This is a genomic window from Oscillibacter sp. GMB15532, from assembly GCF_041020825.1.
Lineage (GTDB): Bacteria > Bacillota > Clostridia > Oscillospirales > Oscillospiraceae > Oscillibacter.
Genome location: NZ_JBEVTO010000010.1, coordinates 67,457 through 93,670, shown reverse-complemented (window position 1 = coordinate 93,670; position 26,214 = coordinate 67,457). Strand labels below are relative to the sequence as shown.

Below are 26,214 nucleotides of genomic sequence, written 5' to 3'. Positions count from 1 at the left end.
AATTAAAAAATCTTATTTGGAGGTCGTTGCTCACCATGAAAAAACAGTTTTTTGCACTGGCCCTTGCGGCTGTGCTGCTGATTTGCGCCGTTCCCGCCGGGGCGCTTACCGGCGAGGGAACCCGTGCCGCCCAGACCCTCTCCGCCCTGAACGTGGTCCGGGGTGCGTACAACGTGGACGACCCTGCCACCCGGGCGCAGGCCGCCGTGATCCTGGTCCGCCTTGCCGGGGCGGAGGCCGCCGCCGCTGCGGACAAGACCTCCATTCCCTTTAAGGACGTCCCCGCCTACGCGGTGCAGTCCGTGCGGTATGCCTATGGGCAGGGCTGGCTTCGGGGCGTCACCGGGGATACCTTCGGTTCTTCCGAAGTCATCACCTCCACGGCTTACTGCGCCGCACTGGGGCGGCTGCTGGGCTATACCGGCGAGGACTTTTCCTATGAAAATGCACTTACTTTTGCCCGGCACATGGCAATCACCTCCCGGGATTACGGGGAAACCCTGACCCGGGGCGACCTTTTTGAGCTGACCGCCGGTGCACTGTATGCCTCCTATAAGGACGGCGACACGATTCTTGCGCAGCTGACCTCCGTCAGCCCGTCCGCAGCAGCAGCGGCCGACAGACTGAATCTTACAGGTCCCGCGCTGACAGCACGGCAGGCCGCCGACCGATATACCGCCGCCGTATTTCAGCTAAGCATGTATGAGGACGGCAAAAACCTTGACCTAAAGGAGCCTGACGGCAGCGCCAGCGGCTTTTTCATCAGCGGGGACGGATTGGCCGTTACCAATTACCATGCCATTGCAGACTGCGCCGCCGGCATCGCCACCCTCGTCAGCGGGGAGCAGTATTCGGTGAAGGAAGTGGTCTACTACGACGTGGGCAACGATATCGCCGTTTTGCGCATTGGGCACACCTCCCTCTCCGGAGCGGAAACACCGGGCTTTGTATATCTTGAAACCGCATCCCGGGACACGCTGCGGATGGGCGATGAAATCTATACCATCGGCAGCCCCCTTGGGTTGGGGCTGGCCGTCTCCGCCGGGATCGTCAGCGATGCCAGCCGGACGACGGACGGCTACGACGCGCCCTGCATCATGTCCACCGCCGACATTTCTCAGGGCTCCAGCGGCGGCGCGCTGCTGAACGTTTACGGTCAGGCGGTGGGCGTGACCTCCGGCGCATTCCTTTTTGGGAACAACATGTATCTGGCGGTAGCCATCGACCCGGTGCTCTCCGCCAATCTTACCGGTAAGGGTCAAACCCTGGAGCAGGTGAAGCAGCTTGAGTCTGCCCGGACGGAAAAGGCCGCCTGAGAATCTCCTCCCCCCTTTCTCTGCCCGCGCAATGCTCCGGCAGGCCCGCAAACGCAAACGCGCCCGGCATTCCGTATGGAACGCCGGGCGTTTCTTCTTATTTTAGCCGCTTTTTTACTTTCCCGGGGTGGACTCCGCCGTAAGTTTTCCGTCTGCGTCCATCCGGGCGGGAACAATTACATTTTCGGTGCACTTGGCAATGTTATCAATCCGCATTTTCGACGGATAGTCGGCAATCAGGCTCACCGCCATGCCGTGCCGTCTGGCGCGGCCGGTGCGGCCGATGCGATGCACATAGTCCTGATTTTCATCCGGCACGTCGCAGTTAAACACCACATCCACGTCGTCCACATCGATACCCCGGGCCGCCACGTCGGTAGCCACAAACACCCGCAGCTCGCCCTTGCGGAACTTGTCCATTACCTGCTCCCGCTTTTTCTGGGGAATGTCGCCGTGGATGCACTCCGCGTCCACGCCCCGCATCTGCAAAAACTTTGCGATTCGCTCCGTGGAGCCCTTGGTGTTGCAGAAAACCATGGCCCGGTCAAATTCGCCGCCATCCATAATTTTTGCAATGGCCTCGGCCTTGCCGTCGTGGGTGACCTCCAGACGGTACTGAAGGATGTCGGGCTTGTTTTCCTCGTCCGCCCGGACGGTGATCTCCTCCGCGTCCCGCTGATGGACCCAGGCGATGTCCATGACCTCCCGGGAAATGGTGGCGGAGAACATTCCGAGATTTTTCCGCTTGTTCATCCGGTCAAGCAGCCGGGTTACGTCGTGGATGAAGCCCATATCCAGCATCCGGTCCGCCTCGTCCAGCACCACGGTCTGCGCCGTGTCCACCCGGACAGTGCGCCGCTTCATATGGTCCGACAGCCGACCGGGGGTAGCCACCACAATCTGGGGCCGCTTTTTCAGAATGTCAATCTGCTTTCCAATGGGCTGCCCGCCATAAAGGCATACCATCCTCACCCCAGCGCGGTAGGAGGCGATGTCCCGCAGCTCATCCGTAATCTGGATGGCCAGCTCCCGGGTGGGAGCCAGAATCACCGCCTGCACGCTTTCGTCTGCCGGGTCGATATGCTCCACAATGGGGATGCCGTAGGCAAAGGTCTTGCCGGTGCCGGTGGGCGCCTTGGCAATCACGTCCTTCCACGCCAGCATAGGCGGAATGCAGCCCGCCTGCACAGGGGTGGACAGCTCAATATTGCGCTCGCGCAGAGCGCGCATCATCTCCGGTGACAGCCCCAGACTGTCAAACCGGACGCCTTGTGTCAGTTCCATAGTTGCTTCGTCCTTTTCAAATTTCGTTTTTCAGCGGTTCCGGTCCAAACCAGGCCGCGTTTTCTTCTTTTTTTAATAAATTACTGTTATTATATCCGTTTTTCCGGTATTTGTAAAGTCCGGTACAAAACGGCGGCTTCCGGCGATCCCGGAGGTCCAACTGGGCCCCGGCTCCACGAAGCATACCATAAAAGGAAAACAAACTGTCTTTTAATCTATCTACACCAGAGCCGCCGCCATTTTAATTAGCAACAGCTCCACAGCCCGCTCCGTCCAGTCCCCGGCCTTCCATCGCGCCGGGCTGTCGATCACCCCGGCTTTTACCAGCCTGTCTACGGCCCGCTCCAGCTCCGACACCTCTGTATACCCCAGCCAGCCGGTCACAATCTTTTCATTTCCCGAACGGCTGTCCCACCGTGTCCGTGCATCCCGCACATCCACATGGGTAAAGGCCTGATAAACCCCGATGCCTCCAGCCGTGGGCTGCAAAAACTCCACATACTGCGCGATTGCCAGCGGCGGCACCCCCGTAATGGTGATGTCCGCCGCCTTGCCCAAAAGGTGCTGAGATTTCGGCGCCCCGCCCTGCTTGGTGTTCCACGCTGCCGTGCGGTAGGCGCTGTTGATGGTAACGGGCTTCCCAAAATGGTTTCGGATTTTTTGGAGCAATGCCACCAGCTCCCCGGAAATGAGCACGGAATCGCTGCCGTCGTGGCAGGCGAACTCCGCAACCTTAAAGTTTGCGGACAGCAGTACGCCGCTGCTCTGCTTTTGAGAGTAAGTCTTCACACTCATGCCTTGACCTCCGGCAGTCCTGCCACACTCGTCAGCAAAGACAGCGCCCCTGCCAGCACAGACGCGGATACCACCATCCGCCAGTCTACCGCGCCCAGCACGGCCGCCGTGCCGATGGTCGCCACAGCTGTCTGAGCCACGGTCTTGATAGCCCGCACGCCCGCTGCCTTTGCCCATGTCGTCCAGTCTTTCATATGTATCCTCCCTTTTAATGCAAAAGGGGCGGGGTTTCCCCCGCCCCACCAGTTAAATACTCCGCCCTACCATACCGTTGAAGCCTCGCGTTGGTATTGATTACAATAGACCCTCACAGCTTTTCTTTATGGCCCTCACTAACTGAGGTACAGCTCACCTTTTGCCGCTCAGCTTGTCCCCTGCGCTGTCCACGGCTTTTTTGCCCGCCTCCAGTGCGGACACCAGCCACGTAGGCACCAGTGCGCCAAATGTCACAGCGTGCTCCGCGAGACTGCCCAGCTCCCCGATGATGTACCACACGATGACCAGAGGCCCCAGCAGCACCGTATACTCAAACGGCAGCGCAACCCCGGGAATGTTTGCGATCACAAGACCAATCAGCCAGTCCGCCACCAGCGCAACCACCACAATCACCACTTCGCCGCCCTTGTGCCACGCGCCGGCCCGCAGTTTTGCACTGCTCCATTTTCCCTTTTTAAAGGCAGCTGCGCTGCCAATCAGCCAGTCGAGCAGCATCATGCCCACCCAGACTACCACCAGCCATCCAAACCAGCCCCAAAAGGCCGTCAATGCCGCGAGAATGGCGGTAATTCCGACTTTTATATTGGTTAAAGCGTCGTTGTCCGTTTTTATCGTTCCTTTCTATTCCCCAAGCGCCAGCATAGTACAATGGATGCCTTGGGGGTATCCTAGGCAATCTTCCACGCTACTTCCATGAGAAAGTACGCCGTTCCCGCAAAGCACGCCAGCAGGCCTCTTAAAATCGTGCCCCCGGCCCTCTCGTCTCCTCAAGCTACGTATCCCTCTCCCGTGCCTTTTGCGCGAGTTCGCTCACTCCGCTGCGCTTCCTCTTTCGCCCGAAACCCGCTGTGCTGGGCTTTCGGGCGAGTGGGACAAAAGTTACCCGTTGCCGTTTCCCAGCATCGCCGCAATTTGCGCGTTGCACTGTGTCTGGTAGTCTTCCGGCAGTGTCGTGTCCCAGCCCACCTTAGTGGCCTCCGTGAGCTTGTCCGCATCGGCCAGATCGTGGACCAGCTGCTCCAGCCAGTCAGAACGGATTTTGCAGGAGATGATGTAGGCATAGCCCGTCTGGAACAGCGCCGTAAACTGCGCCGCCGTGTAAACCTCGTGCGTCACCCGGCTGCTGTCCCGCCAAAGGACCTCCGTGGCTCCGGCCTGAATGGCTACATACTGGGTCTGAAGGTCACGCTGCTGGATTTGTGTCAGCGTGTAATGTAGCATCCCCCGCCCCAGCGCGTCTGCGTCAAATCCGCCAATAATGGCCTCGGCGCAGGCGGCTTTAATGGCTGTGCTGCGCTCCTCCTTGATCTCCACCGCCGTTTGATTCACCATTGTGGGTTCCTTAAAGGAACCATCTTTATTGCGTGTCCAGCCCTGTTCCACTTCGTCAGGGGCTTCAACGCACTGTGATGCAAACTCTGAGCCATACCAGATCTCAACAGGGATCGCATACTCTGGTATGATTTCTGCAACGGTTCCATTTTCAACTCGAACAATTCTCATACACTACCCTCTTATACCATAAATAAAAATGCCTCCAGGAGCACCTGCTCCAGAATAGCAGGATGCAAATGTAGTTGAGCCGTGAAACTTTCCCCCGCCGCCGCTACCAGGGCCAACCCCGCTCTCAGCATTACTTGGAGCATTGTCATAGGTTCCGCTACCATTCCCGCCTTTATAACCAAGGTCTGTAGGAGCCATCGTTTGGCCACAAAGTGTACTACTAGGATAACCACCCCATCCACCAGCACAAAGAGTTACCATTGATGTATCAAATAGGTTTTGGGATTCTCTTGGTGATTGACTACGCCCCCCTAGGTATACACGGCCCCAGCTATTAGAGGGGGCATGTACAGTTGATTCAGTTTGAACGCCACCAAATAGTCTCCTATTGAGTTCATCAACTTTTGTTGTTATTCCACACGCATCTGAGCCTTGTCCTCCATCCGAGCCAGCCACATTTCTAACTGAGTACTCCAAGACATATTTTCCCCCGCTCCCACCAAGCACAGAGATTCCATTAAAAGATGTTGATCCGCCAGTAAGCCCATTTGAATTCCCATTAACAGCTGCCGCACCTGCACCGATAATCCCGGAAAATTGTTGACCAGGAGTTACATCTAGTATTACATTTTTTCCATATCCAGAGGCTCCGCCCGTAGAAGCGCCAGCAATGGTGTTATAGTAATAGCATGATCCACCAGAGCCACCGCCACCAACCATGTATATTCCAAGCTTTGTGTACCCAGTAGGAACAGCAAATGTAAAAGCCCCTGCGGTAAAGTATGTTGCCAACAAGGCCCATTTTTGTTGGGCTATAATATCTCTTACCGAGGAAGCCGAAACTGCCCCGATCTGCCCCGCCGTAACCCCGTGGGGATTGTCTGTGCGCACCGTGTGGGCATTCAGGCTGGCCTGCACCGCCGCTGCGCTTCCGGAGGGGTCCGCCCCAATCTGCGCCGCTGTGTGAGTGTGATCAACTGCCGCCTTGCCCGCCAGCGCTGCATACAGTGCCTTAAACTCTGCGTCAATGTTCGTCTCCGCCCAGTGCGCTGCGTTCCACACTTCCCCCGTTGTAATGCCCGCCACGCATTTATATAGCTTGCCGTCCCGAATACAGTAGTCTCCCACCGAGTAGGCCGTTCCGCCGTCATACTCCTCCGCTGCCCGCGCCGCCGCCATTGCCGCGTCCAGTTGCTCGAAGTTGTAATTGAAATCGGCCACATCGGCATAATCGTTGCCCGCGGGAAGCCGCAAGCCCAGATTTGCAGTATTATCCATTCAAATCACTCTCCTTTACCTGTTGCCATGTGTAAGCGCTCAGCTCATTCCACGTGTTCTTCTTTACCCCATCCCACGTCTTGTAGATGATCACGTAGTCCCACCCCAGATGGGCGGGCATAATTTCCCCCAGGGCGGCCGTCAGGTCTTCCATGTTGGGCGGGGTGCCGATGGACCCTACAAATTCAATCTCCACCCGGTATCGTTCCGGTAGTTCCGTAACCTCCACGTCGCCGTTGCTGAAGCTCTCGGCCACACTCTGGATCATGGCCACAGTGGTCACGCCCGCGCCCCGCAGCTTGGATTTTACCCGACTGCGGCGGAAGGCGGCGGGCTTTGCCAGTTCCACCGGGATGCCCAGCGCCTGCTCCCAATATTTAAGGCCCCATGTGGCGCTGTCCACATTTAGCTGCTCCATCATTCCGTCCCGGGCCTGCCACAGGGCCAAAACTTCCGGCTCCAACGCCTGCTGGATGTCCGCAAACTCCGCGCCCTTTTGCAGATACGCTGGGTATCGCGTCAACAATGTGCTCACGATACAGTCACCTCACCCAGCACCGGCACCTCGTCGGCCGCGATGATAATGTTGTCCTCTCCGCCGCCCACCGTCAGGGCGGTGTAGTCCACTACGCCGGGGATGCTTAAAAGCAAAAACGCCACCCGGTTGTACAGCACGGTGTAGGTCTGCTCTGCAAGCGTATCCAGCTCCGCGTCCAGATTGCGGGTGAAGCTGCCGGATACCAGGGACTTGAAATAGGCCCCCACGGCCTCCTCCAGCGCGTCCCGCACCACCGCTTTCGTGGTCGAGCCGTCAATGGTCACGGCGGTGCTGACGGCCAGCGTTTTCACCTTGGCGGACAGCACTGTCACCGAGGGGCCCACCGGACGGGCCGCCTCAATGTGGGCAGCAGCCGCGCTCGCCGTCTCCGCATCCACCGCGCCGCCCTCCGGTGACGCCAGCAGCACCTTGACCGTTCCGGCCCCGTTCCACTTGGCAATTACCCGGGAATAGCCCACACCGTCCGTCTCCCCGGCCCACATCTGATAGTGATAGGGGTTTCCGGAGGTAGGCGCACGGCGCATCCGGGAATAATATCTCTCCACCAGCGCGGCGTCCGTCTCCGCGTCTGTGCCGCCCGCTGCCGCGCCGTTGGCATAGACCGTCACGCCGCTGTAATTGCGCAGAGTGGACACGATTTCGCCTGCGGCAATGTTGTAGGCCGCACCCACCTCCGCCGCTGTCAGCGTCCCGGTGGCCGTACCGCCGGTGATTGTGACGGCTCCATCCAGATAAAAGGTCAGTCCCGCCGCTGTGTAAAACGGAGCGCCCGCCGGGATGACGGCCCCGTCCGTGCCGGTGAACGTCACCGGACAGGCTGCAAGGGTCCCCGACTTGCGGGTGATGCCCACCACAGCCGCCTGCTTGTCGATGTACTGCCCGCTGGTTTCGTCCACGTAAAACGCAGGCATCATGGCGTCCATGGCGTGATAGAGCTGGCAGAGCTCCACAGCAGTAGCGGCGATAATGTCGCCGGTAAAGCTCCCCTCCCCGGTGAGCAGCGGCGTTTGCAGCCGCGCAATGATGCGGGCTTTCACCTGCTCCTCCGTCAAATCCTCATACATTTAAATCCACCTCCCCATAAACGGTGCTGACGGAGCATTGCACCATCAGCCTGTCCCCCGTAAACTCCACGGATATCTCGCCCACGCCGGTGACGTAGGGGCTGACCAGCAGTGCCTCCCGGACGTGCCGGATTGCCTCGCTGCGCTTCACGTCCGCCGTGAATGCCTGCCCAATCAAGTCCTCCGCCTCGCTGCCGTAGGCCCAGGAATACACGTCGTGGCGGTACCGGGGTGTTTTCAGTGCCTTCCAGCACCAGACCTTCACCGCCTCCGCCCCAGTGACAATCACCGGCGCACCCGCCGAAAATACCGGCGTGCCCGCCTGATAGCCCCATTTGACTTCCTGCGCCAGCGGCAGGGCACTGGTGGTTTCCTCCATTTCAGGCTGGACTGCCGGGAAAATAGTACTCATACGCAGCTCACCACCTTGTCAATAATGTAAAATGTCTGGTCGTCCGCCGTCAGCAGCAGCACCTCGTCGCCCTCCTGCAGCACCGGGTCGTCCTGCGTGGCCACAGCCTTAAATACCGCCGCGCCGTCGGAAATAGTCATGGAAGCGCGGTCGCCGGGTATAAATCCGGCGCTGACATCCAGCGCCCCGGATATGCGGTCGCCGGATACCGTCAGCTTTTCCGCATGATCGGCTGTCAGCCGATGACTGATGTAAAAACGGTCCGCCTCCTGCGTCGTCCCCGCCACGTCGATGGTCAGCGGGGAGACGGTCCGCACCGTGCCCCGCCGCAGACGGGCGGCCCCGGTGGGAGCGTCCTCCTGCCCGGCTGTCCGCATCAGGTTGTATAGGCCGCTGAATGGGTCGCCCTTCATGTCGTCCTCGCTCCTCTCGCATCTCTCTTCAACTCGTGTCCAATTTGGGCACCTTTGCAAATGAACTTGCTTCTTGTTGGTAAGAATGGTATTCTAAAATCAATACTATTTTTAAGGGGTGGATTATCGTGATTTCATTAGGCATAGATGGATTCAGTGGTCTCATGTTCAGTATCGTCCCATTATTTATGGGGGTCATATTTATTGTGATGCTTGGAATTCTCATTACACGTGCCGCCAAAGGAGCCCAGCAGTGGAAAAAGAATAACAATTCTCCGGTACTTACCGTGGACGCCACCGTTATCGCCAAGCGTTCAGATGTATCCCACCACCATCACACCGGCGCAAACGATATGGCGTATACGTCCTCTTCGACTACGTACTATGTCACCTTTCAGGTTGCCAGCGGTGACCGTATGGAATTCACAGTCCAGGGCACGGAGTACGGAATGCTGACAGAGCAGGATTTCGGGAAACTGACCTTTCAAGGTACACGCTATCTTGAATTTGAGCGCAGTGTTGGATAACGAACAGCAGACAGATGGCCGGTTCTCCGGTCATCTTTTTATTTTTCAGGTACAGATCCCGCCGTTTGCTTGTCCATCAGGTTGCGGAAATCCAGCGATACCTTGGTTCGGTATACACCCTCCGAAAAGCTGTGGCTGTCGGCCGTGATCCAGAACTGGCCGTAAGTGCCCGTGACCGGCTCCTCCACCACCACCGCGTTTCCGGTGATCAGCTTAGGGCTTCCAATGCACTGGGCGGTGATGGTGGTTTCAATGCCGTTGTCCTCTAAAATCCGCTTGGCTGTCGTCTCCGGCTTTTCGCTGTCGGTGGCCTGAATGGCCTGCTGCATCAGTCCGTACAGCGCCACATAGTTGTTGGGGCTGTCAAAATGGGCAGTCAGCTTGTTGTTGTCGTCGTAAACGCCTACACGGGTCACCAGCTTTTCAATACTGTCTGCGCTGGTGCAGGAGAGCAGATTGCTCCCCGGGACCAGCCGCAGGCTGTCCGCCCCGATGGTCTTTTCCACAACCTGAAGCTGATTGGACAAAAAGCGAATCTGATACTTTTTCCCGTTGTCCTCCGACGCCAGCGTGTACATCGTCTGGATGATCTGATACAGGCTCACGCCCAGGAAGTTGCGGCTGAGGGAAATTCCTGTTGCCGCGATGCTGCCGGTCAGAATTCCAAACTCACGGCACAGCTGCCGCGTCACCGCCTCCGGCGTCTGATTGCGCACCGCCAGATAGGTGCTGTTGCGTTTTAAAAACCGACCGTTGTCGAAAGCAGTGCAGTCCACGGTCTGCCCGAAACTGTCCCGCTGCCGGGATACGATGCGCCCGGAAAACAAAATGTCCACCTCATGATACAGCCTCGTCAGCCCGCCCAGCTCACACAGCGCCTCCGGGGTCACGCTGAAAGAAAGCTGCCGGGCGCAGTCCGTGTAGCTCCCACTCCACGCCTTGCTCTGCACAAACGGCGTGATGTGCTCCGTCTTTTTCCCGTCCAGGCTCCATGTTCGGATTTTCAATAGATCATCAAATGCCACCTCGTCCTCACCTCCTTCATATTCCTCGCTTCAGCCTGCGGCCAAAGCTCTCTCATTCCGGGGCTCGTCCTCTTTCTCCGCAAACACTGCGCTGGTTTGCATCGGATAGTGCCGATGGATGCGCTCACAATTTGCCCTTATCCGGGCATTTCACCTGCTGCCCGGGATAGATCAGGTTGGCATTTTTGATGCCGTTATAGCTGGCCAGCTTCCAGCAGAGTGCCCCATTCCCATACTGCTTCCGAGCAATCCCCCACAGGGTATCCCCCTTTACGACAGTGTGGACCCGCTCCGCCTGCGCCACACGGGCCTCCGAGCGGCTGTTATTCCCGGTTTCGGCAGTAATGCCCGCCGTCTCCGCCGCCAAATCCCGGTAGCGCTGCATGGACAGCGTCACGTATACATCCCCGGTTCCGTCCTGCTCGCCATAGCGCACAGGCCCCAGCAAAATGGGCACGTTGATCGGCGTGTCCGTGATAATCAGCCGCAGCACCTCGCCTGCCTCCGACCAGCCCACCAGAGTATTGACCATGGCGTAAGGGTTGCCACTGTAATCGCCCTGCGTGTAGTTCCGGGCTTCGGACGGCAGAAGAAATTCAAGCTGTTCTTTAAACAGGGCGGACAGCCCCGGAAACGCTGCCGCGCCGGTCTGCGCCATGTCCAGCACCGTCGCGCTGCGCCCCGCCTCCACCATGAACCGGTCCGGCGTCACGGGCATATTCAGCGTTAAATTGGTCTTTATGTTCCGAAAGCAAAATTGCATACGCCCTCCTTATCCCGACCGCATTTGGGCCAGATTGATTTGTCGCATCAGTTCCATGGCAACCGCCGTAATATCGCTTTCTTGCCGGATAGTGAAGGCGTTTCCGGTGACGGTAACACCGGTCAAGAAACCACTTTCCGCGCGGCTCTCTGCCGCCGTCTTTACCGTCTCATCCTGATGCAGCAGATACAGTCCCGTCTCCGGCACCCGCCGTAGCCCGAAGGCGTCGGAGCTGTTGTAATAATGTACACGTGTTGTTGGGTCATAGGAATTACCATTTTCGTCTGAATATGTATTTGTAATCAGGTCATAGGTATAGCCAGCCGTTTCTGGATTAAACCCTCCGCCTTTTGAAAGAGCATTGCTTTTCTCCAGTGCATAAGTAGCCGCCGACATTTCTGTGGTCAGATTCCGCGTAGCTTCGATCTGGTTTAACTCCGCCTGATGCAGTTTTTCCGACCACTCGCTGGATTCAAACGCACCCGTAGCCAGTGCTTCGGCCTGCTCCTTAATGTCAGTCATGGTCTGCCCGGCTTCCATGCTGCCGTTGTTCCAGGCCTCCTCCGCCGCCTGATACTGCGCCCGCAGACCTTCCAACTTCTCCGCGTCTTCCGGCGTGAAGGCGGTGGTTTTCTCCCCCAGCAGCACTGCGCTCAGCGCTTCTCGCTGATACTGATCTTGCATATTCTCGCTGTACGCCTGCACTTTTCCGCCCACGACACCCAGCTCCGCCAGCTTGTCTCCCAGCACCCCTCCGTAAGCGTTTAAGTTGGCATCAACAGACTCCTGCCGCTCTTCTATGTAGCCTTTACCCGCGGCGGCCTTAATTTCATTCATCTCATTGTCAAGAGCACTTATTTTTGCGTCGTATTCAGGGTCCTGACTCCTGGCAATCGTTATGCCGGCCTTGAGATCTTCCGCCGTTTTGGATTTTCCCGTTTCATACAGGTTTTTGTAATAATCCTTAAACGCGTCGTCCTGCTGCTTATAGATCTCATTCCATGCATTAAATCCACCAGTAATTGCACCGATAATTCCGGCGGCTAGCATCGCGTAAACCCCGCCACCTGCGGCGGCCGCCACGCCGGACAACGTCCCGGACAACACATTACCTATGGCCGAAGCCGCAGGCTGTCCTACAGCGCTTTCCATCAGTGTACCAACCATATCCCCAACGCTGTTACTCAGATTTTCAAAAACCTTGGTTTTTGCTAATTTGGTGCCTAAATTGCCTCCAGTATCTTTCGACATGGATTCGCCACCCTCGGCGCCTCCGCTTGCCTGCGCGGCTTTGTCAAGGAGCTTTTGCATTTCATCGGCATTGCTCTTTATGGCGTCCGTCATGATTCCGGAAGCATCCTTCGTCTCATTGATAGCAGATGCCAGGCGTTCGTATTCTTCTACCGCATTGGATAGCTCGATTCCGTCTGTTGCGTCTCCGGTCTTCTTAAAAACTTTCTCGGCCTCTTTCACGGAATCCCGGACCGTAATTATTTCTTCGTTAAGTAGGCCGAATTTCTTTTGTAATTTCTCATTTTCGGACCGAAGCGCCTTACCGCGCCGCTCCAGTTCCTCAAGCTCCTTGCTCAGCATTTTTGCGCTGGATGTGATTGTAAGCATGATCGGGCTGACGCTTTCGCTCGCCTTGAATGAAATGGATATCTCCGCCATGCGCCTCACCTCGTTTCTGTTGGCTTTGCCGCCGCCCTCCCCGCCGGGAGGGCGGCTTTTTTATCGCCTGTTGCGCAGCTCGCACTCAAAGGCGGAAAGCTCCCGGATGATCTCCTGCCACCCGTCCCGCGCCTCCCACAGCTCTTTCAGCTCGCTGAGCGGCCAATGGTGGGCGCGGAACAGGTAAAACAATAATGACAGCTCCGGGTCGTCTCCCGCCTCTAGCCGTTTTTTACCTCACCGAGGGTCCTGCGCAGATACCCGGAGAGCTGCTGAATCTCCATGTACAGCTCGTCAATTTCTCCGGAGATCAGCCGCGCCTTGATGGCATCCACCGGTGTGGCGATGCCTTTGGTTTTATCCAGCAGCGACGCATCCCCCCACTTGGGGCTGACGCAGCCATACAGCACACCGAACGCCGCCTGATCGCTCCGGGGCTTTTCCTGCACCTGCCGCACCTGATCATAGCTCAGGCCCCGCAGCGTGAACACCACCGGCGCCCCCGCAAGCTCGCTGAGGCGGGGCACCTCCACCTTCTTTTCCGGCAGCACTTTCCGCACGTCCGGCAGCTCCGGCTTCAGCAGCAGCTCCAGCACGCTGAGATTCTTCAAATCCTCACTCATCCCTGCGCCTCAATCTTGTCCAGATATTCCACCCGCGTGGCGGTAAAGGGAATGGTGATGCTGCCCTCCTTGGCGGCGGCCCAATCCATCACCGTCACCTCGTCATAGCTCACGCCGTACACGGCGATGCGCTCCGCGCCGAAGGCGTCCGGGTCGGCAAGCGCACCCACCAGCGTTTTGCGCAGGTCGCGGCCCGCCTGCACCTGCTCCACGTCGTCGCTTCCCCGGGAATAAATCTTGTGGAGCGTCATGCTGCCGGTGATTTTCACCCCGGTAATTTTGCTGTCCTCCGCCATCTGGCGGCAGAAGTTGAGGGTGCTTTTGTTTTTGGCAATCTTCACCTGAAACGCGTTGACTTCCGCCACCTCGCTGCCATCGGCCCAGACACTGCCAAACGTGCCGTTGATTACTCTGTATCCGTCCATACAATCCTCCTTTACAGCGTGATGCCCACGCTGACGTCTTCAATGGCGTCCACGGGATGGATCACCACCGCCAAAAACACACGGGTCCCTGTGCCCGCTTCTTTGATCTCCTGTTCGCTCAGGTCCACGGTAGAGGTTCCCTGACTCTCCAGCCATTCCTGCTGCGCGTCCACGTCAATGCCGCAGGTGAAGTCCTCCAGAATCAGGCCGTCCCGGGCGAGGGAGCGGAGATAATCGGTGATGGCTGTCACCAGCAGCAGCTTGTTTTCATACGTGTTGGCATACTTGCCGATGTAAGAATCCTCAATGGCTCCCCGGAGATCGTGCTGCACCATGTCCAGAAGCTCCACGATCTTGATTTTCTTCCACTCGTCGCTCTTTCCGGTGACGGTGGTCAGGCTGTTGACGGCCCGGCCGGTCTTCACCTTTTCCCCATCCCAGAACAGGACGAGCTGCCCGGCCCCCACAGCGGCGTTTAGCGCCGCCTCCGTCAAACGTTCCACGTCCCGGACCTCCGGGAGGGGCGCGTAGGTGGCGGAAATGCTCATAGGCGTGCCCGCCAGAAGTCCCGCGATCCGCCCGCAGTAGGCGGCGGCTGTAAGCTTCTCCGTCTCGCCAATGTCAATGCCGGAGGCGGTAAAATTGATCATCGCCTCGCTGTCCGCCGCAAGATTGGGCAGAACCGCCTTGTAAACCGCATGGTTGTCGCTCCGCTGGGTAATGACCCAAGCCTTAAGTACGCCTGCTTCGGTGGCCGTCAGATCGGCAGGCCCCGCCAGATAGTCAAACTGCTGGGTGGCCAGCCAGTTAAGGGCCGCGCACCCGGCGGTGATGGCGTCCTCTTCATCCATCACATACACCAGAATCTTTTTCGGGGGCTTCACGTATCCCAGAAACGCCCGCCGTACCGCCGCCTGATTGTCCGTTCCCATCGTGGCGGGAAGCTGGGACGGGGCCGTAAGCGTGTAGCTTGTGTCCGCCAGCGCCGCGTCCCGCAGAATCAGCGCAACCGTCCCCTTCTGGGACCGGGCCAGCGCCGTGGACGCGGCCTGCTTAAAGACAATGTCAATGCCGGGCATGGTCAAAGTGCTCATATGCTTGTGTCCTCCTTCGTGTTTGTTTGCAGCGTCAGCTGCTCCATCATCGGCAGCACCGCCGCCGAGTCAAAGTCCGTCCGGTTGTAAGCCAGGGAAAGAATTGCCGTTGTTTCGGTGAGATCCAGTTTGCGGACAGTTGTACAGCTTCGCACCTTCAGCGCCCGGTCCCCGGCCTTCAGATACCCCTTGGCAAACAGCCCCAACAGCAGCATGGTCCGCAGGTCCAGCAGAGGAAGCGGGCCGTTGTTGTATTGCCCCTCCTCCACAAAATCAGTAATACGATAGGTGTACAGCAGCTCCACACCGCCGGGGGATATCTCGCCCAAGGCGATTCCGGTTAGCTCCATCAGATTGCAGGGCCTTAAAAAATCCTGTGGAGCTATATTTTCATAGACCGGTTCTTCGGGAAACAGCTCCCGCAATGCACCGCTTACGGCCGCCGTGATCTCATCGGGCGTAATCATTGTTTGGGTTGGACCACGCAAGGGCATATTGGGGTTTGGCGCGGACAGAATCCACAGATTTTTCAAGGAGCGTCTGTCCCCTCGCCACGCTCTTTGGCGGCGCGCCTCTTTCTTTCGGCAATCTCTGATAAATCATACTTAAAACCTCCATATTGTTTTTCCTACTCCTGCACACCCTGCGCTATGCGGAGAAGTTCATTGTTAGCTCCGGTATCCCCCGGAGAGGTTTGTGGCTTGCTTTGGTTGCCGTGATGCCTGCTCTTGATAATGCCAGTTTCCGGCTGCGGCCGAGCTTCCGCCAGCAATACCATAGGTTGTAAAATAAAAGCACCTGCACCAGCATGTCCCCGCAGATTGCGGATCATGTGGCACAGGCACTCAGGCACAGGCACTCATCAATATCAATAATGGATTCTTGGCCGCAGACTTTGCAAAACACCGTCAGATCTTTTGCTCTGGTTCCCGGGTTTAGCTTCAGCACCTTGCCTCTGCCACACCGTGGACAAATCAGCCATTTGTCCTGTATCATTGGTTTAGCGCTTCTGGCGTTCACTTCAATCCCTTTCTTTCGTTCCTTCGCGTACGCTGCTTAACCTGATTCCAAGATGTGTACATGCAGTTAGCAAATTCAAATGAAGCAGGTGGGGCCAAGTGCTTTTACAAGTTTTTTGATATGCATATGGCTTCTTCCTTCCTCCAGACTTGAAACATCCCCTTTAAGATGATAAAATGGTTAAAAACTAATTTTAGGGGCCTTACTTGTGGATAAAGTCTTAATCTTCAAAATCGCTTTGACTGCATTCCAAAAATCCCCAACTATGTAACTCTCCGTCTGGGCGCTTGCGCCGTATAATGATACGTTTGAAACCCTTACGGAAGAGAACAGTGCCTGATTTAAAGATACCTTGAGGTCGGTATGCTCAGTTTTTAATCTGTGGCACTCTTTTACTGGATTACGAATGGATCATGAAGTTTGCGAGACGCAGAAGAATACTTTGCAACTCGGTTAACGCAGGATCTGCCTTTTCATAGGTTGTCCTACTATCCATCAAGCGTTTTACGCTTTTCACGGTAAACCCCAGACTTTAGCCCCTTGCTGGCAGACGACTTATTGGTCAGTCTCATTCCGCTTACCCACGATTGTTCTCTTGCTGCGTTTTATGTTGTGGCTATAATATAATCCACTTTATTGACATTGTCAACCGATAATTATTAATTTTTAATATTTTGTTGGTTGTTTACAAATAATAATCAATATTTTTGACATTACGATGGAGATGCTGCCTATGGACACGGTTGATCGTATCTTTTCTTTACTTGATGAGTTGGGCATGGAACAAAAAGATTTTGCTGAGAAAATCAAACAAACGCCGCAGGTTGTAAGCACATGGCGCACGCGGAGAGCAAAGTCATATACCAAGTGTATTTCCCTGATAGCTGATGTGCTGAACACCACCACAGAGTATTTGCTTACTGGTGAGGGGCCAAAGACGAAGTCTTTCCCCTCCGCAACTGAAAAAACTAGCAAAGCCACCACTCCGGAGAGCAGCGGCCTTGCTGATGAATTCGCGCGAATTTTTGTGCAGTTGACGCCGGAAAATCAGAACAGGATTATTGCTGAGATGCTAAAGCGGCAGCGAGAGCAATGATGTACCGCCGGTCCGCCTCTGAGAGTGTAGAAAGTATCTCAAGAGCCAGTTCTAACGTAGCGTCCATACGGAAATCTCCTTATTGCGAGGCGCCCCGTATGTATTGGTACCACTTTCCATTATAGTACCCTGCCGATGATAAGGCCAGAAAAAAATCACCGCTCCTTTGAAGGCAGACAACCCTCGTAACATAAAATTATGGAGCAATCATGCGCCTGACGGCGCTTTTTCAGCGGAGAACAGGCACGAAATAGTTAAATGCGCTCATAATTGCAGAAATAAATGCAGCGAGATAATAACTGCCTCGCTTTTTAACGTGCGTTGGTGGTGTGACGATTTACGCATGCTGCCTTCAAAATCCTGAAAAAGTTCTCATATGGCTTTGGCAGCTTCTGTTGCGCCCTAATCATTTTTCCTGTTTCTTGCGGGTAGGTTCCACCGGCACCGAGGGCCCTGCGGGGCCACAGGGCATTGTGGATGGCGATTCCACACAAATATGCCTCATACTAAATGGAACAGTCACGGTCTTCCACGACCTGTTTTCCACATCCAATTCTTTTTGTCCTGTCACCTTTGCCGACGTGATTCAGACCGATGCCCAAAACGCGGAGCTTTGTTTTCTTAAATACTGGGAAAACGCTGGCTTTCAGCCAGTCGACGGAGCATGTGTCCGGCATATCGATCTGGGGCCTTGTTTGAATCCCCCTGTGCGGTTTTCCTCAAAAGGCCAGAACTTCAGAGCAGCACTCTGCATTTTTCTTCTTGACCTTTTCTTATTTCAATCAGCTCTCAGATATAAAAAAGCTGGGATTTATCGGTTCCCTTGGTATGACTTCCCTAACCTATACCACGTCGTAAGGTACACCGCAACAAAGGCAGGCACACAAAATTTGTGTGCCTGCCTTTTTGACTTGGCGGTTAAAATCTCACATGTATTCATCAAATCCGCCGATTTGCAGGAGACTTGTCCCGCACCCAAGCACGTTCCCCTCCCCTGTCAACTTCCCTGCGCCTTTAGAGTTTTTACAGGTCCTGACTTTTCATATGCTCCATTTCCTTTTTCCGATTGTCAAGGCGCTTGACAAAACATCTACCTTGCGTTACAATATAGCCAATCTACATTGCAATGCAAGATAGGTGGTGAACCGATGATTTCCTCGCAAATGCTGAAAGGGACGCTGGAGGGCTGCATTCTAAAGGTAATCAGCCAAAAGGAAACCTACGGCTATGAAATATCAGAAAATCTGCGGGCTTACGGTTTTGCGGATATTTCGGAAGGGACAATCTATCCGCTCCTGCTGCGGCTGGAAAAGAACGAATTGATTACTGCGCAGTACCGGGAGTCTCCGGTAGGTCCGAAGCGAAAATATTTTTCTCTCGCTCCAGCGGGAAAAGAGGAGCTTGACCACTTCTATTCCAGTTGGTGTGAGCTTGAAAACGCAGTGAATTTACTGTTTCAAAAAGGAGAACCATGAAATGAATCAAAAAACCAGAGAGCTTAACCGAAGCAACAACGCTTTGGATCAGCAGATCAGCGCTGAAAACCAGGAGGCCTTTACAGATATGATCTGCTATTTGCGGGGAGCAAAAATTTCGGCATACCATCAGGAGCTTGTCCGGCAGGATTTAACGGAAATGGTGCTTTCCGCCCAGCAGCGGGGGGAATCTATCCGCTCCGTTATTGGAGGGGATTATCAGGCATTTTGTGACAATGTAATTGCCAGCCTGCCTCCAGAAACACGAAAGCAACGAATCATTGATTTTTTTGATACAGTCTGCTGGTGCTTGTCTATCCTCGGGCTGATCAATATTGTGATTTCCAGCGACGCGATTCTCCTCATTCGCAACGCCATCATCGGAAAGCCGCTTGACTTCTCGATGGCCGTTTCTCTGGGGAGCGTGATATCCATCGGTATCATCATCCCCGCCGCCTTTATTATCACATCGGCGATTCTTAAGAACTCGTTTCATATCGAGCACATCCGCGGAAAACGTATAAAAATATTTATGATTGGCGCAGGGCAGATTCTCCTGTTTTTACTGATTGCATGGCTTGGCCAAAAAATCCTTTTCACAGTCAACATCTTCATTGCCTGTGCCGTTGTTTTGGCTTTCTATGCTGCTCATAAACTGTTGGAGAGAATTTAATATATCAAACAAAGGTGTTTCTTGTTTCGAATCTACGCTTTTTCAGCAGTCCGCCTGCCGGAGCGCTGTGCAATGCATACCGTGCCAGACGGCGCAGTCAGCTAAACGGGTTTTTGGAATGGCGCAGCAATCGCTGCGCCATTTCTGTTTTTTATGCACATTTCTAAAAATAGAAGCGCTTGCGGCCGTATCCCCTTCCGCTGGACTGAAAAAGGCACACCGTAAAAAATCCACGGTGTGCCCTGCGGGACAGTCGCAATTAACGCTTTCGTCGGCCTGCCGCTGCTAAATTTTCAGATTATAATCTAACGGTATCCATGTGTTCAAAATCAATCACCACATCTGCCTGTTCAAAAGTGGCTTCAAACAAAATCAGTGCGGGAAGCACATCAGGAATACTCATAATATATTCCGGCAGCTTGGCCAAAAACTTGTCCTTGATGTTTTCAATCTTCACAGAACTTACCCGGGCAGTCCCCTCCTTGACCCGAACATGCTCTTCCCCTTTTACTGCAATTGTTGTAAATGCGATATGAGGGTTTTTCTGAAGCTCCGCAACCTTTAGATTGTCGCTGAAGGTGGAAAAATACAGGGTTTTTAGCTCTGCATCATAATAAAAGTTGACAATGCGCACATTTGGCACTCCGTTTGCTGCTGTTGCAAGCGCGATGGATGCCTGTGTTTGCATCATGCGGTCAAATTCTTTTCTGTAATCCATTTGCTTGTTCTTCTTCCTTTCGGGTTCATTTCGTAAAGGAGCCGATTTCAATGAGATTGCCCTCCGGATCCGCAATATAGCAGGTCCGCTGTCCCCATGGCTCTGTGGTCGGCTCCAAGACAGGCACGGCACCTTTTGAAACAACTTCTGCGAATGTGTCATCCACGGCGGCATAGTTCTCGACACCCATCGCAATTTCGTAATGTCCATTAATACCACTCGCGTAAGAAAACGGCCTATTTGCCATTTGCTCAAAATCGCTTCTGCGATAAAGCAAAAACAAGGTTCCATCCTTCACCAGATAGACATTGCTGGCGGTTTCCTCCTCCTTGATTTCAAATCCAAGCACATCCCGGTAGAAGCGCACCATGGTCGGCATATCTTTTACAAAAATTCCAAAACCGTCTAATCTCATAAGCGTTCCCTCCCTTTTTTACTTCAGGGCAATGTAGAGAGCAATCTCGCAGTTTTCAGGATCACTGCTCAGGTATTCCTCAAAATCACCTGTAAAGCTGCGGTCTAAATTCATCTGCCAGATCTCTCCCCATGCATCCGCAACTGCCTTCACCATATCCCCTTGCACCAGAAATTTTGCATATTTCCCGGCAGGGATCGTTTTGACGGCCAGTCCGGGATTCTCCGCCTTTGAAACCTCAATGCCTACCGTCACGCAATATCCGCTGTCCGTATAATCGGAATACAGCCCAATGGCGTATGCATTCACCCTGTTTTTTATCCCGTTATTAACGCCGCCCTGATACAGCTTTTCCCACAGGCCGCCAATGATTTTCCCCATTTCGGGGTCGCTGTTGCCGGTCACCGCACTTACCCCGACAATCGTTTTCTCCTCTAAGCTCACAATTTCATAGTTCATTTCATTGTCCTCCTTGTTGTTGATGTTGTCATCATAACAAAGGCCAATTGACAGCAGCATGTCATATTATAAATATCGCATCAGCGTTTTTTGCAGCTTCTCTTTTACTTGCAGCCGGATATCCTCCGGTTCCAAAATCTCACAATACTCTCCAAAGGTCGCGAGGTATTGGTAGACCCAATCGCCTCTGGGCATGGTGAGCTGTGTAATGAATTCGCCGCCAGGAAGCGTCCTGACCTGTGAAAATTCATCATACACACGGTACGCCATTTTTTCCGACAGCTTAAGCGTGATGGTTACGAAGTCATCCTGAAAGACCTTGCTGTCGTTGAATATCTTTGCAGGCGCCTTGCGTTCAAAGTGCTCCTCCAGCAGCTTCAATTCCTTCATGCGCCGCAGCTTAAAAAATCGATAATCCCTGCGCACCGCGCAAAACGCATAAAGATACCAGCTCTGCCCCTTGAAGCAGAGCTTCAGCGGCTCTACCGTTCGCTGCGTGCTCCCCTCACTGCCATGATAGAAAAACGCCGCTTTCTTTTTTCCTATGATGGCAGCCTTCAGCGTGCGGAATAGCTTTGATTCCTCATCGGCATTGGCCCACCCGGAGAAATCCACTTCAACCCAATCGGCATTCGCGTTTCCAAACAGGGAGGACAGCTTTTGCACTGCGGTGTTGGTCTGCTCCGGGCTGACCGCATTTACAGCATGCAGCGCCGAGAGAATATCCGACTTTTCGCCATCGGTCAGCACGGCTTTATTGAGAACGAAGTCAGAGAGAAGCGAAATTCCCCCGCCTTTTCCCTTGGTCATATAGATTGGGATTCCCGCCGAGGATAGAAGCTCCACATCCCGGTAAATCGTGCGCGGGGAAACCTCAAAATGTGCCGCAAGCTCCCCAGCGGTCATACTTTCTCTGTTCAGCAGCAGATACACCATTTCAAACAGCCTGTTAATCTGCATCGTATCACCCCCATTGTTTTAATTATAGAATGATCATATGACATCTGCAAGTCATATTAAAGTGTCCCGGTATCATAAAAAAACACAAAAAAAGGCACGGTCGTGGAATCATCACTCCACTTCCGTGCCTTTCGTCTGTTGTAGGCTTTTGAATTTTCCGGCTTTCGGGTCACGGGATTCAGCCCGTACCAGCTGCCGCGCCGGGCGGCATTTCGTTTTTGCTGCTCCTTTTTGGAGAGCTTCTCGAAGGAAATAAATTTTTCCATATCCGAACTCCTTTCAAAAATGTGTGAATCCGATGATATCAGAAACGCCGCAGCTTGTCAAACCAAGCGCCTGAATGCCACCGTCTGCGCCTTCATGGAGATTTTGCCGACCTCGTAACCGTAGGCAGGCAGCTCCTTTTTGAAGGTCAGAAAGGAATGGTCGATGGGAAAGCCGAGGACGGCCTCAATCTCAGAATAGGTCAGTATGAAGCTGTCCTCGATATGCTTCCCAACCGCCGCCCAAAGGGGATCATATTTGCTCATTTGTTCTCCACCTCCGGTCTGTGGTTATACCAGGTGATATAGATGTGTCCCACGGCGAACACAATGCCAAATCCCGCCAGCAGCCAGTGCCGCAGAAATATGCCCCGCAGGATGAAGATGGCAGCAGGCAGAATTGCCAGCCACAATGCGGTGATCAATGATGGCTTGCGGAAGTAGACTATCCAGAAAACGAAATAAGCCACCAGCATTACCACGCATAGGAACAGCCAGATCACAAACACCTCTTCAGACTTAAAGCCAAACTCCCCCACCAACAGGGGGAACACCATCATCGCCATGGAGCCGTACCGCCCAACCTGCTCCATCATCCGGAGCGGTTTCCAGGTGCATTGATTCTCCATACGGGGAGTGCGATGGTAAAAGATAAGATTGGGAATCATCATCAGCCCGATGATAAGAAGGCCTGTTAAGTTAAGCCAGCCGAACAGCATCGGATCACTCCCCTCTTGGATTCATTATAACATGGAGGCATGAGAAAGTCACCTTAGTTCTTGTCCTCCTGCACTGGCAGGGTGATTCCTCTCCATTCCGGTTTCGTCCGTGCTTCCAGCGCCACACTGCAAAGAAAATTCGCAATGACGGTGCTCCGTTCAAGGGCTTGCCCAAGCGCAGGCCGGAGTAAAACACAGCGTCTCGCAAAAAGCTGGCGGAACTGCTTGCAGGCATCTAATATCTTGGAGGCCGATATATCTCATACCTATGTTTCCGCCAACGTATATTACCGCCGCGTGTTCGGCTGCAAGGCTATATGCTTGCCTCCCTGCGCACGGCAATGCCATTTGCCTTGGGCGCTGTCATAACTCGAGGGGTGCTCTTGGGCAGATAAACTCCCTCGCATTTTCTTGAAATCAGCCGCCATGACAATTCATCCCTTTCGATGCTTACATCTGGGACTTTTCCCACGCCTGCAATACCGCCAGCTGCTCCGGCGTATGGAACCAGTGCTCACCGTTTTCCATAACGGTGAGCATTGCGCTGTGGGCAGCCACGAATTGCTCCACCGTCTCGCGGCTGGTCATGTTGTCTCGCCCTGCATAGAGAATGGACGTAGAGCAGCGCCAGCTTTGCATTGGGTGCTGCCGCTCCCACGTGAGATAGTGCCACGAGAGGGTCTGGCCAAAGTCGGTGACGATCTCGCGTCTGGTTTCCAGTTCCTGTTCGGTGACGTCTGCCCACTGCATCATGTGGTTGATCAGCCGCTCCATATTGACAATGGGAGAGACGAATAGCGCCTTGTGAAGCTCCTCATCCGCGAAAGCCAGCATAGAAAAGTGTGCGCCAATGCTGTTGGCTCTTAGGCTGATACTGGCCCAGCAGGACCTCATGTATTTTAGGATGACTTGTAGCTCAGGCACCACTGTCCACGGGTTGAAACGATTTTCTTCTCCTTTGCGCACCCCGTGCCCCGGCAGGTCGATAGCCAACACCTGGTACCCGGCGGGGCAGGCAATCTCGGCAAAAGCCAAGCCCTCCTCCCTGCACCCGCATTGGCCATGGACAAACAGGTATACCTTCTGGGATGGCTCACCATAGAGCACTGCGGGGATATGGTCAATCATAAATTGTTGTTCCGTCAATTTCAATTCCAGTCCTTTTCGTTCAACTGCCGCAGTACCGCAACGATGTCCTTCAAAATCAGCGGCTGCATGCTGTCCCGATAGCCCGTGAGGTCTGCACCCTCCAGTGTGGCTTTGATCTGAGAGATAAGCCCCGGCTTGGCCGCGCCAATCTCCGGAAGCGCCTTGATGCACTGCCGCGCCGTGATGGGTTTTTCATCCGTGACGTGGGCGAGAAATGCGCCTATCACGGGGTCGAGTTTGCCCGTCCTGTCCCAGCGGGCATTGGCGGAGATAATCTCAATGGCACGGTTTCGCACCAGCGAGTTTTTGTGGGCAAGAAGCGCGATTGCCTCGTCAAAATATACATACCAGCAGTCGCTCCCCTGGCTCTCGCGGACAATCTGATCGGCAAATGCGCAAGCCGAAACCGCGTCTTTGTCGGTAAGGCGGGCAAGGAAATCCGACCGTTCCATCATGCACCAGCTCCTTTCTTTTGGGGTTTCGGCAGCGGCGTGATCGGCGCAAAATTTGCGATGCCCGCAGGCTGCTTACAGACAAATTCGATGTAATCGGCCGTTTTCGCCACGGCGCACCTCGTGCTTTGATCCTGATTCTATTTTAACCATTGTACCGAACCCGAATCGACATTCCGCCACTCCAACAGAAGCAAAAGGAATCGTTCAAGCGTATCAGGCGGCGATCTTGTAGTTTGCGCTTTATTTCCGAGCGGATATGCCGCGGTTCCATGCATTCGCATTGGTCGAAGTGTAATTATAGTATCCGACAAAGCTCATAAATGTCAATGGTTTGAAGATAGCCAACAAGCAGTATTTATGCAGTTACTTTTCAAATGCCATTTTCATTTCTCTTATAAGCAGGGAACCGTACGCACGGCTGTTTTTTGTCGGTTCTTCATAGCATCCGCTATTTGTGGCACACTATATAATACTATGGAGGAATTAAAAATGGATATACGCTTCGATACAGTGTATTACGAGCCAAATGCACTTGACTATGAGCTGGGGCAAATGCTCCGCTCCAAATACGCAAACTTACCTTGGGTGGAAATAGAAAGTCATAACCGTATACCAGAATTGACAGCGGCGGATAACCGGGATTTTCCGAAGCTAAAACGGCATCTTATTGTCGGAGTGAGAAAGACACACCGATATGTGGTAAACCACAAGGTCTCCGACTGGCTGGTACCATATACCTCTTCCGGCTGCCCAGCCATGTGCCTATATTGCTATCTGGTTTGCAATTATAATAAATGTGCGTACCTCCGCCTGTTTGTAAACCGCGAGCAAATGTTGGATAGACTTCTTAAAAAAGATGCCGAGGCCGTTGTGCCTCAGACCTTTGAAATTGGAAGCAACAGCGACCTGGTATTGGAAAATAGCATCACGGATAATTTGCACATTACAATTGAGCGGTTTGCCCGAGAAGGCCGCGGAAACCTGACTTTCCCAACGAAATTTGACATGGTAGATCCGTTGCTTGCGCTTGATCACAAGGGAAAGACGATCTTTCGTATGAGCGTGAATCCCGAAGAGATCATACATCGCGTAGAACTGGGTACATCACCGCTGCGCGCAAGAATCCGCGCACTTAACGATGTAGCAGAAGCCGGATACCGGGTGGGTCTTTTAATTGCGCCAGTGATTCTGCTTCCAGACTGGAAGCGGCTATATGGGGAACTGATTGAGCAGCTGGCAGACGAGTTAAGCGAAAAGGTCAGACAGACTGGGTTTATAGAAATCATACTGATGACGTACAGCTTCATCCAAAATGCCATTAACACGGATGCTTTCCCCAATGCCACACAGCTTTTCAACCGGGAGTCCATGACCGGTCGGGGGCGTGGAAAATACTGCTATCGAAATGATGTACGTGCAGAAGTCGAGTCCTTTTTAAGAAAGGAACTATCGCAGCAACTGCCCTCTATGCCAATATTATATATCTCGTGACTCTACAAATTTAATCCCTATTCCCCAACTGCTTTAAGTATTTTTACAGATATTATAACAAATCCGAATTGCTCCTCTCCCTCAATTTTACGTTCAACATTTTTAAGAGGCTTAAATTGGATATTCAAAGACACACATGAATACAGGAATAGCAAAAGACCGCCGACGAAAGTCAGCGGTCTTTTCAATGGTACGAGTGTTCATAAGGACAAACTTGGAAACCCGCATAGAATAAGGTCTTTCGGCACAAACAAGCGAATATTACAATAAATACTGAAACTCAAACGCCGCCAATCGGGACTGATGGCGGTGTTTTTGTATAGATAAAATATATCAAAGGAGGAATGCTGACA

Annotated in this window: 34 protein-coding genes; 6 read left to right on the top strand and 28 right to left on the bottom strand. The window is 53.9% G+C overall.

The genetic code is table 11. From position 1 onward, the window contains the following. Positions 1-35: 35 nt before the first annotated feature. Complete coding sequence (locus ABVS15_RS12540; protein ID WP_369284024.1) at positions 36-1,316, top strand: S1C family serine protease; 1,281 nt, start codon at positions 36-38, stop codon at positions 1,314-1,316. 114 nt (positions 1,317-1,430) lie between these two features. On the opposite strand, the gene ABVS15_RS12535 is transcribed toward ABVS15_RS12540, so the two are convergent. From ABVS15_RS12535 to ABVS15_RS12490, 10 genes are all read right to left on the bottom strand, one after another. Continuing rightward, entirely contained in the window at positions 1,431-2,600 is a 1,170-nt protein-coding gene (locus ABVS15_RS12535; protein WP_369284023.1) for a DEAD/DEAH box helicase, read from the bottom strand. Positions 2,601-2,819: 219 nt separating this feature from the next. Continuing rightward, on the bottom strand, positions 2,820-3,395 hold the full coding sequence (locus ABVS15_RS12530) for a YcbK family protein (protein WP_369284022.1): 576 nt from the start codon (positions 3,393-3,395) through the stop codon (positions 2,820-2,822). Then, a complete protein-coding gene (locus ABVS15_RS12525) occupies positions 3,392-3,589 on the bottom strand; it encodes a holin (protein ID WP_369284021.1) in 198 nt (65 codons plus the stop codon). The genes ABVS15_RS12530 and ABVS15_RS12525 overlap by 4 nt, the downstream gene beginning before the upstream one ends. Positions 3,590-3,743: 154 nt before the next feature. Then, complete coding sequence (locus tag ABVS15_RS12520) at positions 3,744-4,223, bottom strand: holin family protein (RefSeq protein WP_369284075.1); 480 nt, start codon at positions 4,221-4,223, stop codon at positions 3,744-3,746. Positions 4,224-4,490: 267 nt separating this feature from the next. Continuing rightward, on the bottom strand, positions 4,491-5,114 hold the full coding sequence (locus ABVS15_RS12515) for a hypothetical protein (protein ID WP_369284020.1): 624 nt from the start codon (positions 5,112-5,114) through the stop codon (positions 4,491-4,493). Between the two features lie 3 nt (positions 5,115-5,117). Then, on the bottom strand, positions 5,118-6,392 hold the full coding sequence (locus ABVS15_RS12510; protein WP_369284019.1) for a glycine-rich domain-containing protein: 1,275 nt from the start codon (positions 6,390-6,392) through the stop codon (positions 5,118-5,120). Further along, a complete protein-coding gene (locus ABVS15_RS12505; RefSeq protein WP_369284018.1) occupies positions 6,385-6,927 on the bottom strand; it encodes a putative phage tail protein in 543 nt (180 codons plus the stop codon). Before ABVS15_RS12505 ends, ABVS15_RS12510 begins: the two co-directional genes overlap by 8 nt. Further along, positions 6,924-8,015, bottom strand: a complete 1,092-nt coding sequence (locus ABVS15_RS12500) for a baseplate J/gp47 family protein (RefSeq protein ID WP_369284017.1) — start codon at positions 8,013-8,015, stop codon at positions 6,924-6,926. The genes ABVS15_RS12505 and ABVS15_RS12500 overlap by 4 nt, the downstream gene beginning before the upstream one ends. Next, a complete protein-coding gene (locus tag ABVS15_RS12495; RefSeq protein WP_369284016.1) occupies positions 8,008-8,427 on the bottom strand; it encodes a DUF2634 domain-containing protein in 420 nt (139 codons plus the stop codon). The genes ABVS15_RS12500 and ABVS15_RS12495 overlap by 8 nt, the downstream gene beginning before the upstream one ends. After that, positions 8,424-8,840 carry a DUF2577 family protein gene (locus ABVS15_RS12490; RefSeq protein ID WP_369284015.1) on the bottom strand — a complete coding sequence of 139 codons (417 nt, stop codon included), beginning with the start codon at positions 8,838-8,840 and terminating at the stop codon, positions 8,424-8,426. Before ABVS15_RS12490 ends, ABVS15_RS12495 begins: the two co-directional genes overlap by 4 nt. A 164-nt stretch (positions 8,841-9,004) precedes the next feature. Here ABVS15_RS12490 and ABVS15_RS12485 point away from each other — a divergent pair, with 164 nt between their 5' ends. Then, positions 9,005-9,367 carry a DUF2500 domain-containing protein gene (locus ABVS15_RS12485; RefSeq protein WP_369284074.1) on the top strand — a complete coding sequence of 121 codons (363 nt, stop codon included), beginning with the start codon at positions 9,005-9,007 and terminating at the stop codon, positions 9,365-9,367. 38 nt (positions 9,368-9,405) lie between these two features. On the opposite strand, the gene ABVS15_RS12480 is transcribed toward ABVS15_RS12485, so the two are convergent. The 9 genes from ABVS15_RS12480 to ABVS15_RS12440 form a co-directional block, all read right to left on the bottom strand. Next, entirely contained in the window at positions 9,406-10,392 is a 987-nt protein-coding gene (locus ABVS15_RS12480) for a hypothetical protein (RefSeq protein ID WP_369284014.1), read from the bottom strand. A 124-nt stretch (positions 10,393-10,516) separates the two neighbouring features. Further along, positions 10,517-11,155, bottom strand: coding sequence for a LysM peptidoglycan-binding domain-containing protein (locus ABVS15_RS12475; protein WP_369284013.1), 639 nt, complete (start codon positions 11,153-11,155; stop codon positions 10,517-10,519). A gap of 9 nt (positions 11,156-11,164) precedes the next feature. Next, the gene (locus ABVS15_RS12470) at positions 11,165-12,826 is read right to left on the bottom strand and encodes a hypothetical protein (RefSeq protein ID WP_369284012.1); all 1,662 of its coding nucleotides are present in this window, start codon (positions 12,824-12,826) and stop codon (positions 11,165-11,167) included. Positions 12,827-12,886: 60 nt separating this feature from the next. Further along, positions 12,887-13,018, bottom strand: a complete 132-nt coding sequence (locus tag ABVS15_RS12465; RefSeq protein ID WP_369284011.1) for a hypothetical protein — start codon at positions 13,016-13,018, stop codon at positions 12,887-12,889. A 29-nt stretch (positions 13,019-13,047) separates the two neighbouring features. Next, positions 13,048-13,449 (bottom strand): hypothetical protein, encoded by a 402-nt coding sequence (locus ABVS15_RS12460; protein ID WP_369284010.1) that lies wholly within the window; start codon positions 13,447-13,449, stop codon positions 13,048-13,050. Continuing rightward, positions 13,446-13,874 (bottom strand): phage tail tube protein, encoded by a 429-nt coding sequence (locus ABVS15_RS12455; protein WP_369284009.1) that lies wholly within the window; start codon positions 13,872-13,874, stop codon positions 13,446-13,448. The genes ABVS15_RS12460 and ABVS15_RS12455 overlap by 4 nt, the downstream gene beginning before the upstream one ends. Before the next feature lie 11 nt (positions 13,875-13,885). Beyond that, positions 13,886-14,968 (bottom strand): phage tail sheath C-terminal domain-containing protein, encoded by a 1,083-nt coding sequence (locus ABVS15_RS12450; protein ID WP_369284007.1) that lies wholly within the window; start codon positions 14,966-14,968, stop codon positions 13,886-13,888. After that, on the bottom strand, positions 14,965-15,501 hold the full coding sequence (locus tag ABVS15_RS12445) for a DUF6838 family protein (RefSeq protein ID WP_369284006.1): 537 nt from the start codon (positions 15,499-15,501) through the stop codon (positions 14,965-14,967). Before ABVS15_RS12445 ends, ABVS15_RS12450 begins: the two co-directional genes overlap by 4 nt. Positions 15,502-15,796: 295 nt before the next feature. Then, positions 15,797-15,964 carry a cysteine-rich KTR domain-containing protein gene (locus tag ABVS15_RS12440; RefSeq protein WP_369284005.1) on the bottom strand — a complete coding sequence of 56 codons (168 nt, stop codon included), beginning with the start codon at positions 15,962-15,964 and terminating at the stop codon, positions 15,797-15,799. A 757-nt stretch (positions 15,965-16,721) separates the two neighbouring features. Here ABVS15_RS12440 and ABVS15_RS12435 point away from each other — a divergent pair. The 3 genes from ABVS15_RS12435 to ABVS15_RS12425 all read left to right on the top strand — a co-directional run bounded on the left by ABVS15_RS12435 (position 16,722) and on the right by ABVS15_RS12425 (position 19,232). Further along, entirely contained in the window at positions 16,722-17,084 is a 363-nt protein-coding gene (locus ABVS15_RS12435) for a hypothetical protein (protein ID WP_369284003.1), read from the top strand. A 1,148-nt stretch (positions 17,085-18,232) separates the two neighbouring features. Beyond that, positions 18,233-18,559, top strand: coding sequence for a PadR family transcriptional regulator (locus tag ABVS15_RS12430; protein ID WP_369284002.1), 327 nt, complete (start codon positions 18,233-18,235; stop codon positions 18,557-18,559). 1 nt (position 18,560) lies between these two features. Then, on the top strand, positions 18,561-19,232 hold the full coding sequence (locus tag ABVS15_RS12425) for a hypothetical protein (protein WP_369284001.1): 672 nt from the start codon (positions 18,561-18,563) through the stop codon (positions 19,230-19,232). 298 nt (positions 19,233-19,530) lie between these two features. Here the strand turns inward: ABVS15_RS12425 and ABVS15_RS12420 are convergent, their stop codons facing one another. From ABVS15_RS12420 to ABVS15_RS12380, 9 genes are all read right to left on the bottom strand, one after another. Next, a complete protein-coding gene (locus ABVS15_RS12420) occupies positions 19,531-19,950 on the bottom strand; it encodes a pyridoxamine 5'-phosphate oxidase family protein (RefSeq protein WP_369284000.1) in 420 nt (139 codons plus the stop codon). A 25-nt stretch (positions 19,951-19,975) separates the two neighbouring features. Then, positions 19,976-20,365 carry a VOC family protein gene (locus tag ABVS15_RS12415; RefSeq protein WP_369283999.1) on the bottom strand — a complete coding sequence of 130 codons (390 nt, stop codon included), beginning with the start codon at positions 20,363-20,365 and terminating at the stop codon, positions 19,976-19,978. Positions 20,366-20,383: 18 nt separating this feature from the next. Beyond that, entirely contained in the window at positions 20,384-20,824 is a 441-nt protein-coding gene (locus ABVS15_RS12410; protein ID WP_369283998.1) for a GyrI-like domain-containing protein, read from the bottom strand. A 66-nt stretch (positions 20,825-20,890) separates the two neighbouring features. Continuing rightward, positions 20,891-21,784, bottom strand: a complete 894-nt coding sequence (locus tag ABVS15_RS12405) for a helix-turn-helix transcriptional regulator (protein ID WP_369283997.1) — start codon at positions 21,782-21,784, stop codon at positions 20,891-20,893. Between the two features lie 56 nt (positions 21,785-21,840). Next, positions 21,841-22,050, bottom strand: coding sequence for a hypothetical protein (locus tag ABVS15_RS12400; protein WP_369283996.1), 210 nt, complete (start codon positions 22,048-22,050; stop codon positions 21,841-21,843). A gap of 57 nt (positions 22,051-22,107) precedes the next feature. Continuing rightward, positions 22,108-22,314, bottom strand: coding sequence for a hypothetical protein (locus ABVS15_RS12395; RefSeq protein ID WP_369283995.1), 207 nt, complete (start codon positions 22,312-22,314; stop codon positions 22,108-22,110). Further along, on the bottom strand, positions 22,311-22,766 hold the full coding sequence (locus ABVS15_RS12390) for a hypothetical protein (protein ID WP_369283994.1): 456 nt from the start codon (positions 22,764-22,766) through the stop codon (positions 22,311-22,313). Before ABVS15_RS12390 ends, ABVS15_RS12395 begins: the two co-directional genes overlap by 4 nt. A gap of 450 nt (positions 22,767-23,216) precedes the next feature. Continuing rightward, entirely contained in the window at positions 23,217-23,894 is a 678-nt protein-coding gene (locus ABVS15_RS12385; RefSeq protein ID WP_369283993.1) for an alpha/beta hydrolase, read from the bottom strand. Between the two features lie 20 nt (positions 23,895-23,914). Beyond that, the gene (locus ABVS15_RS12380) at positions 23,915-24,370 is read right to left on the bottom strand and encodes a SufBD protein (protein WP_369283992.1); all 456 of its coding nucleotides are present in this window, start codon (positions 24,368-24,370) and stop codon (positions 23,915-23,917) included. Between the two features lie 489 nt (positions 24,371-24,859). On the opposite strand from ABVS15_RS12380, the gene ABVS15_RS12375 reads away from it, so the two are divergent. Next, complete coding sequence (locus tag ABVS15_RS12375; protein WP_369283991.1) at positions 24,860-25,861, top strand: radical SAM protein; 1,002 nt, start codon at positions 24,860-24,862, stop codon at positions 25,859-25,861. Positions 25,862-26,214: the final 353 nt, after the last annotated feature.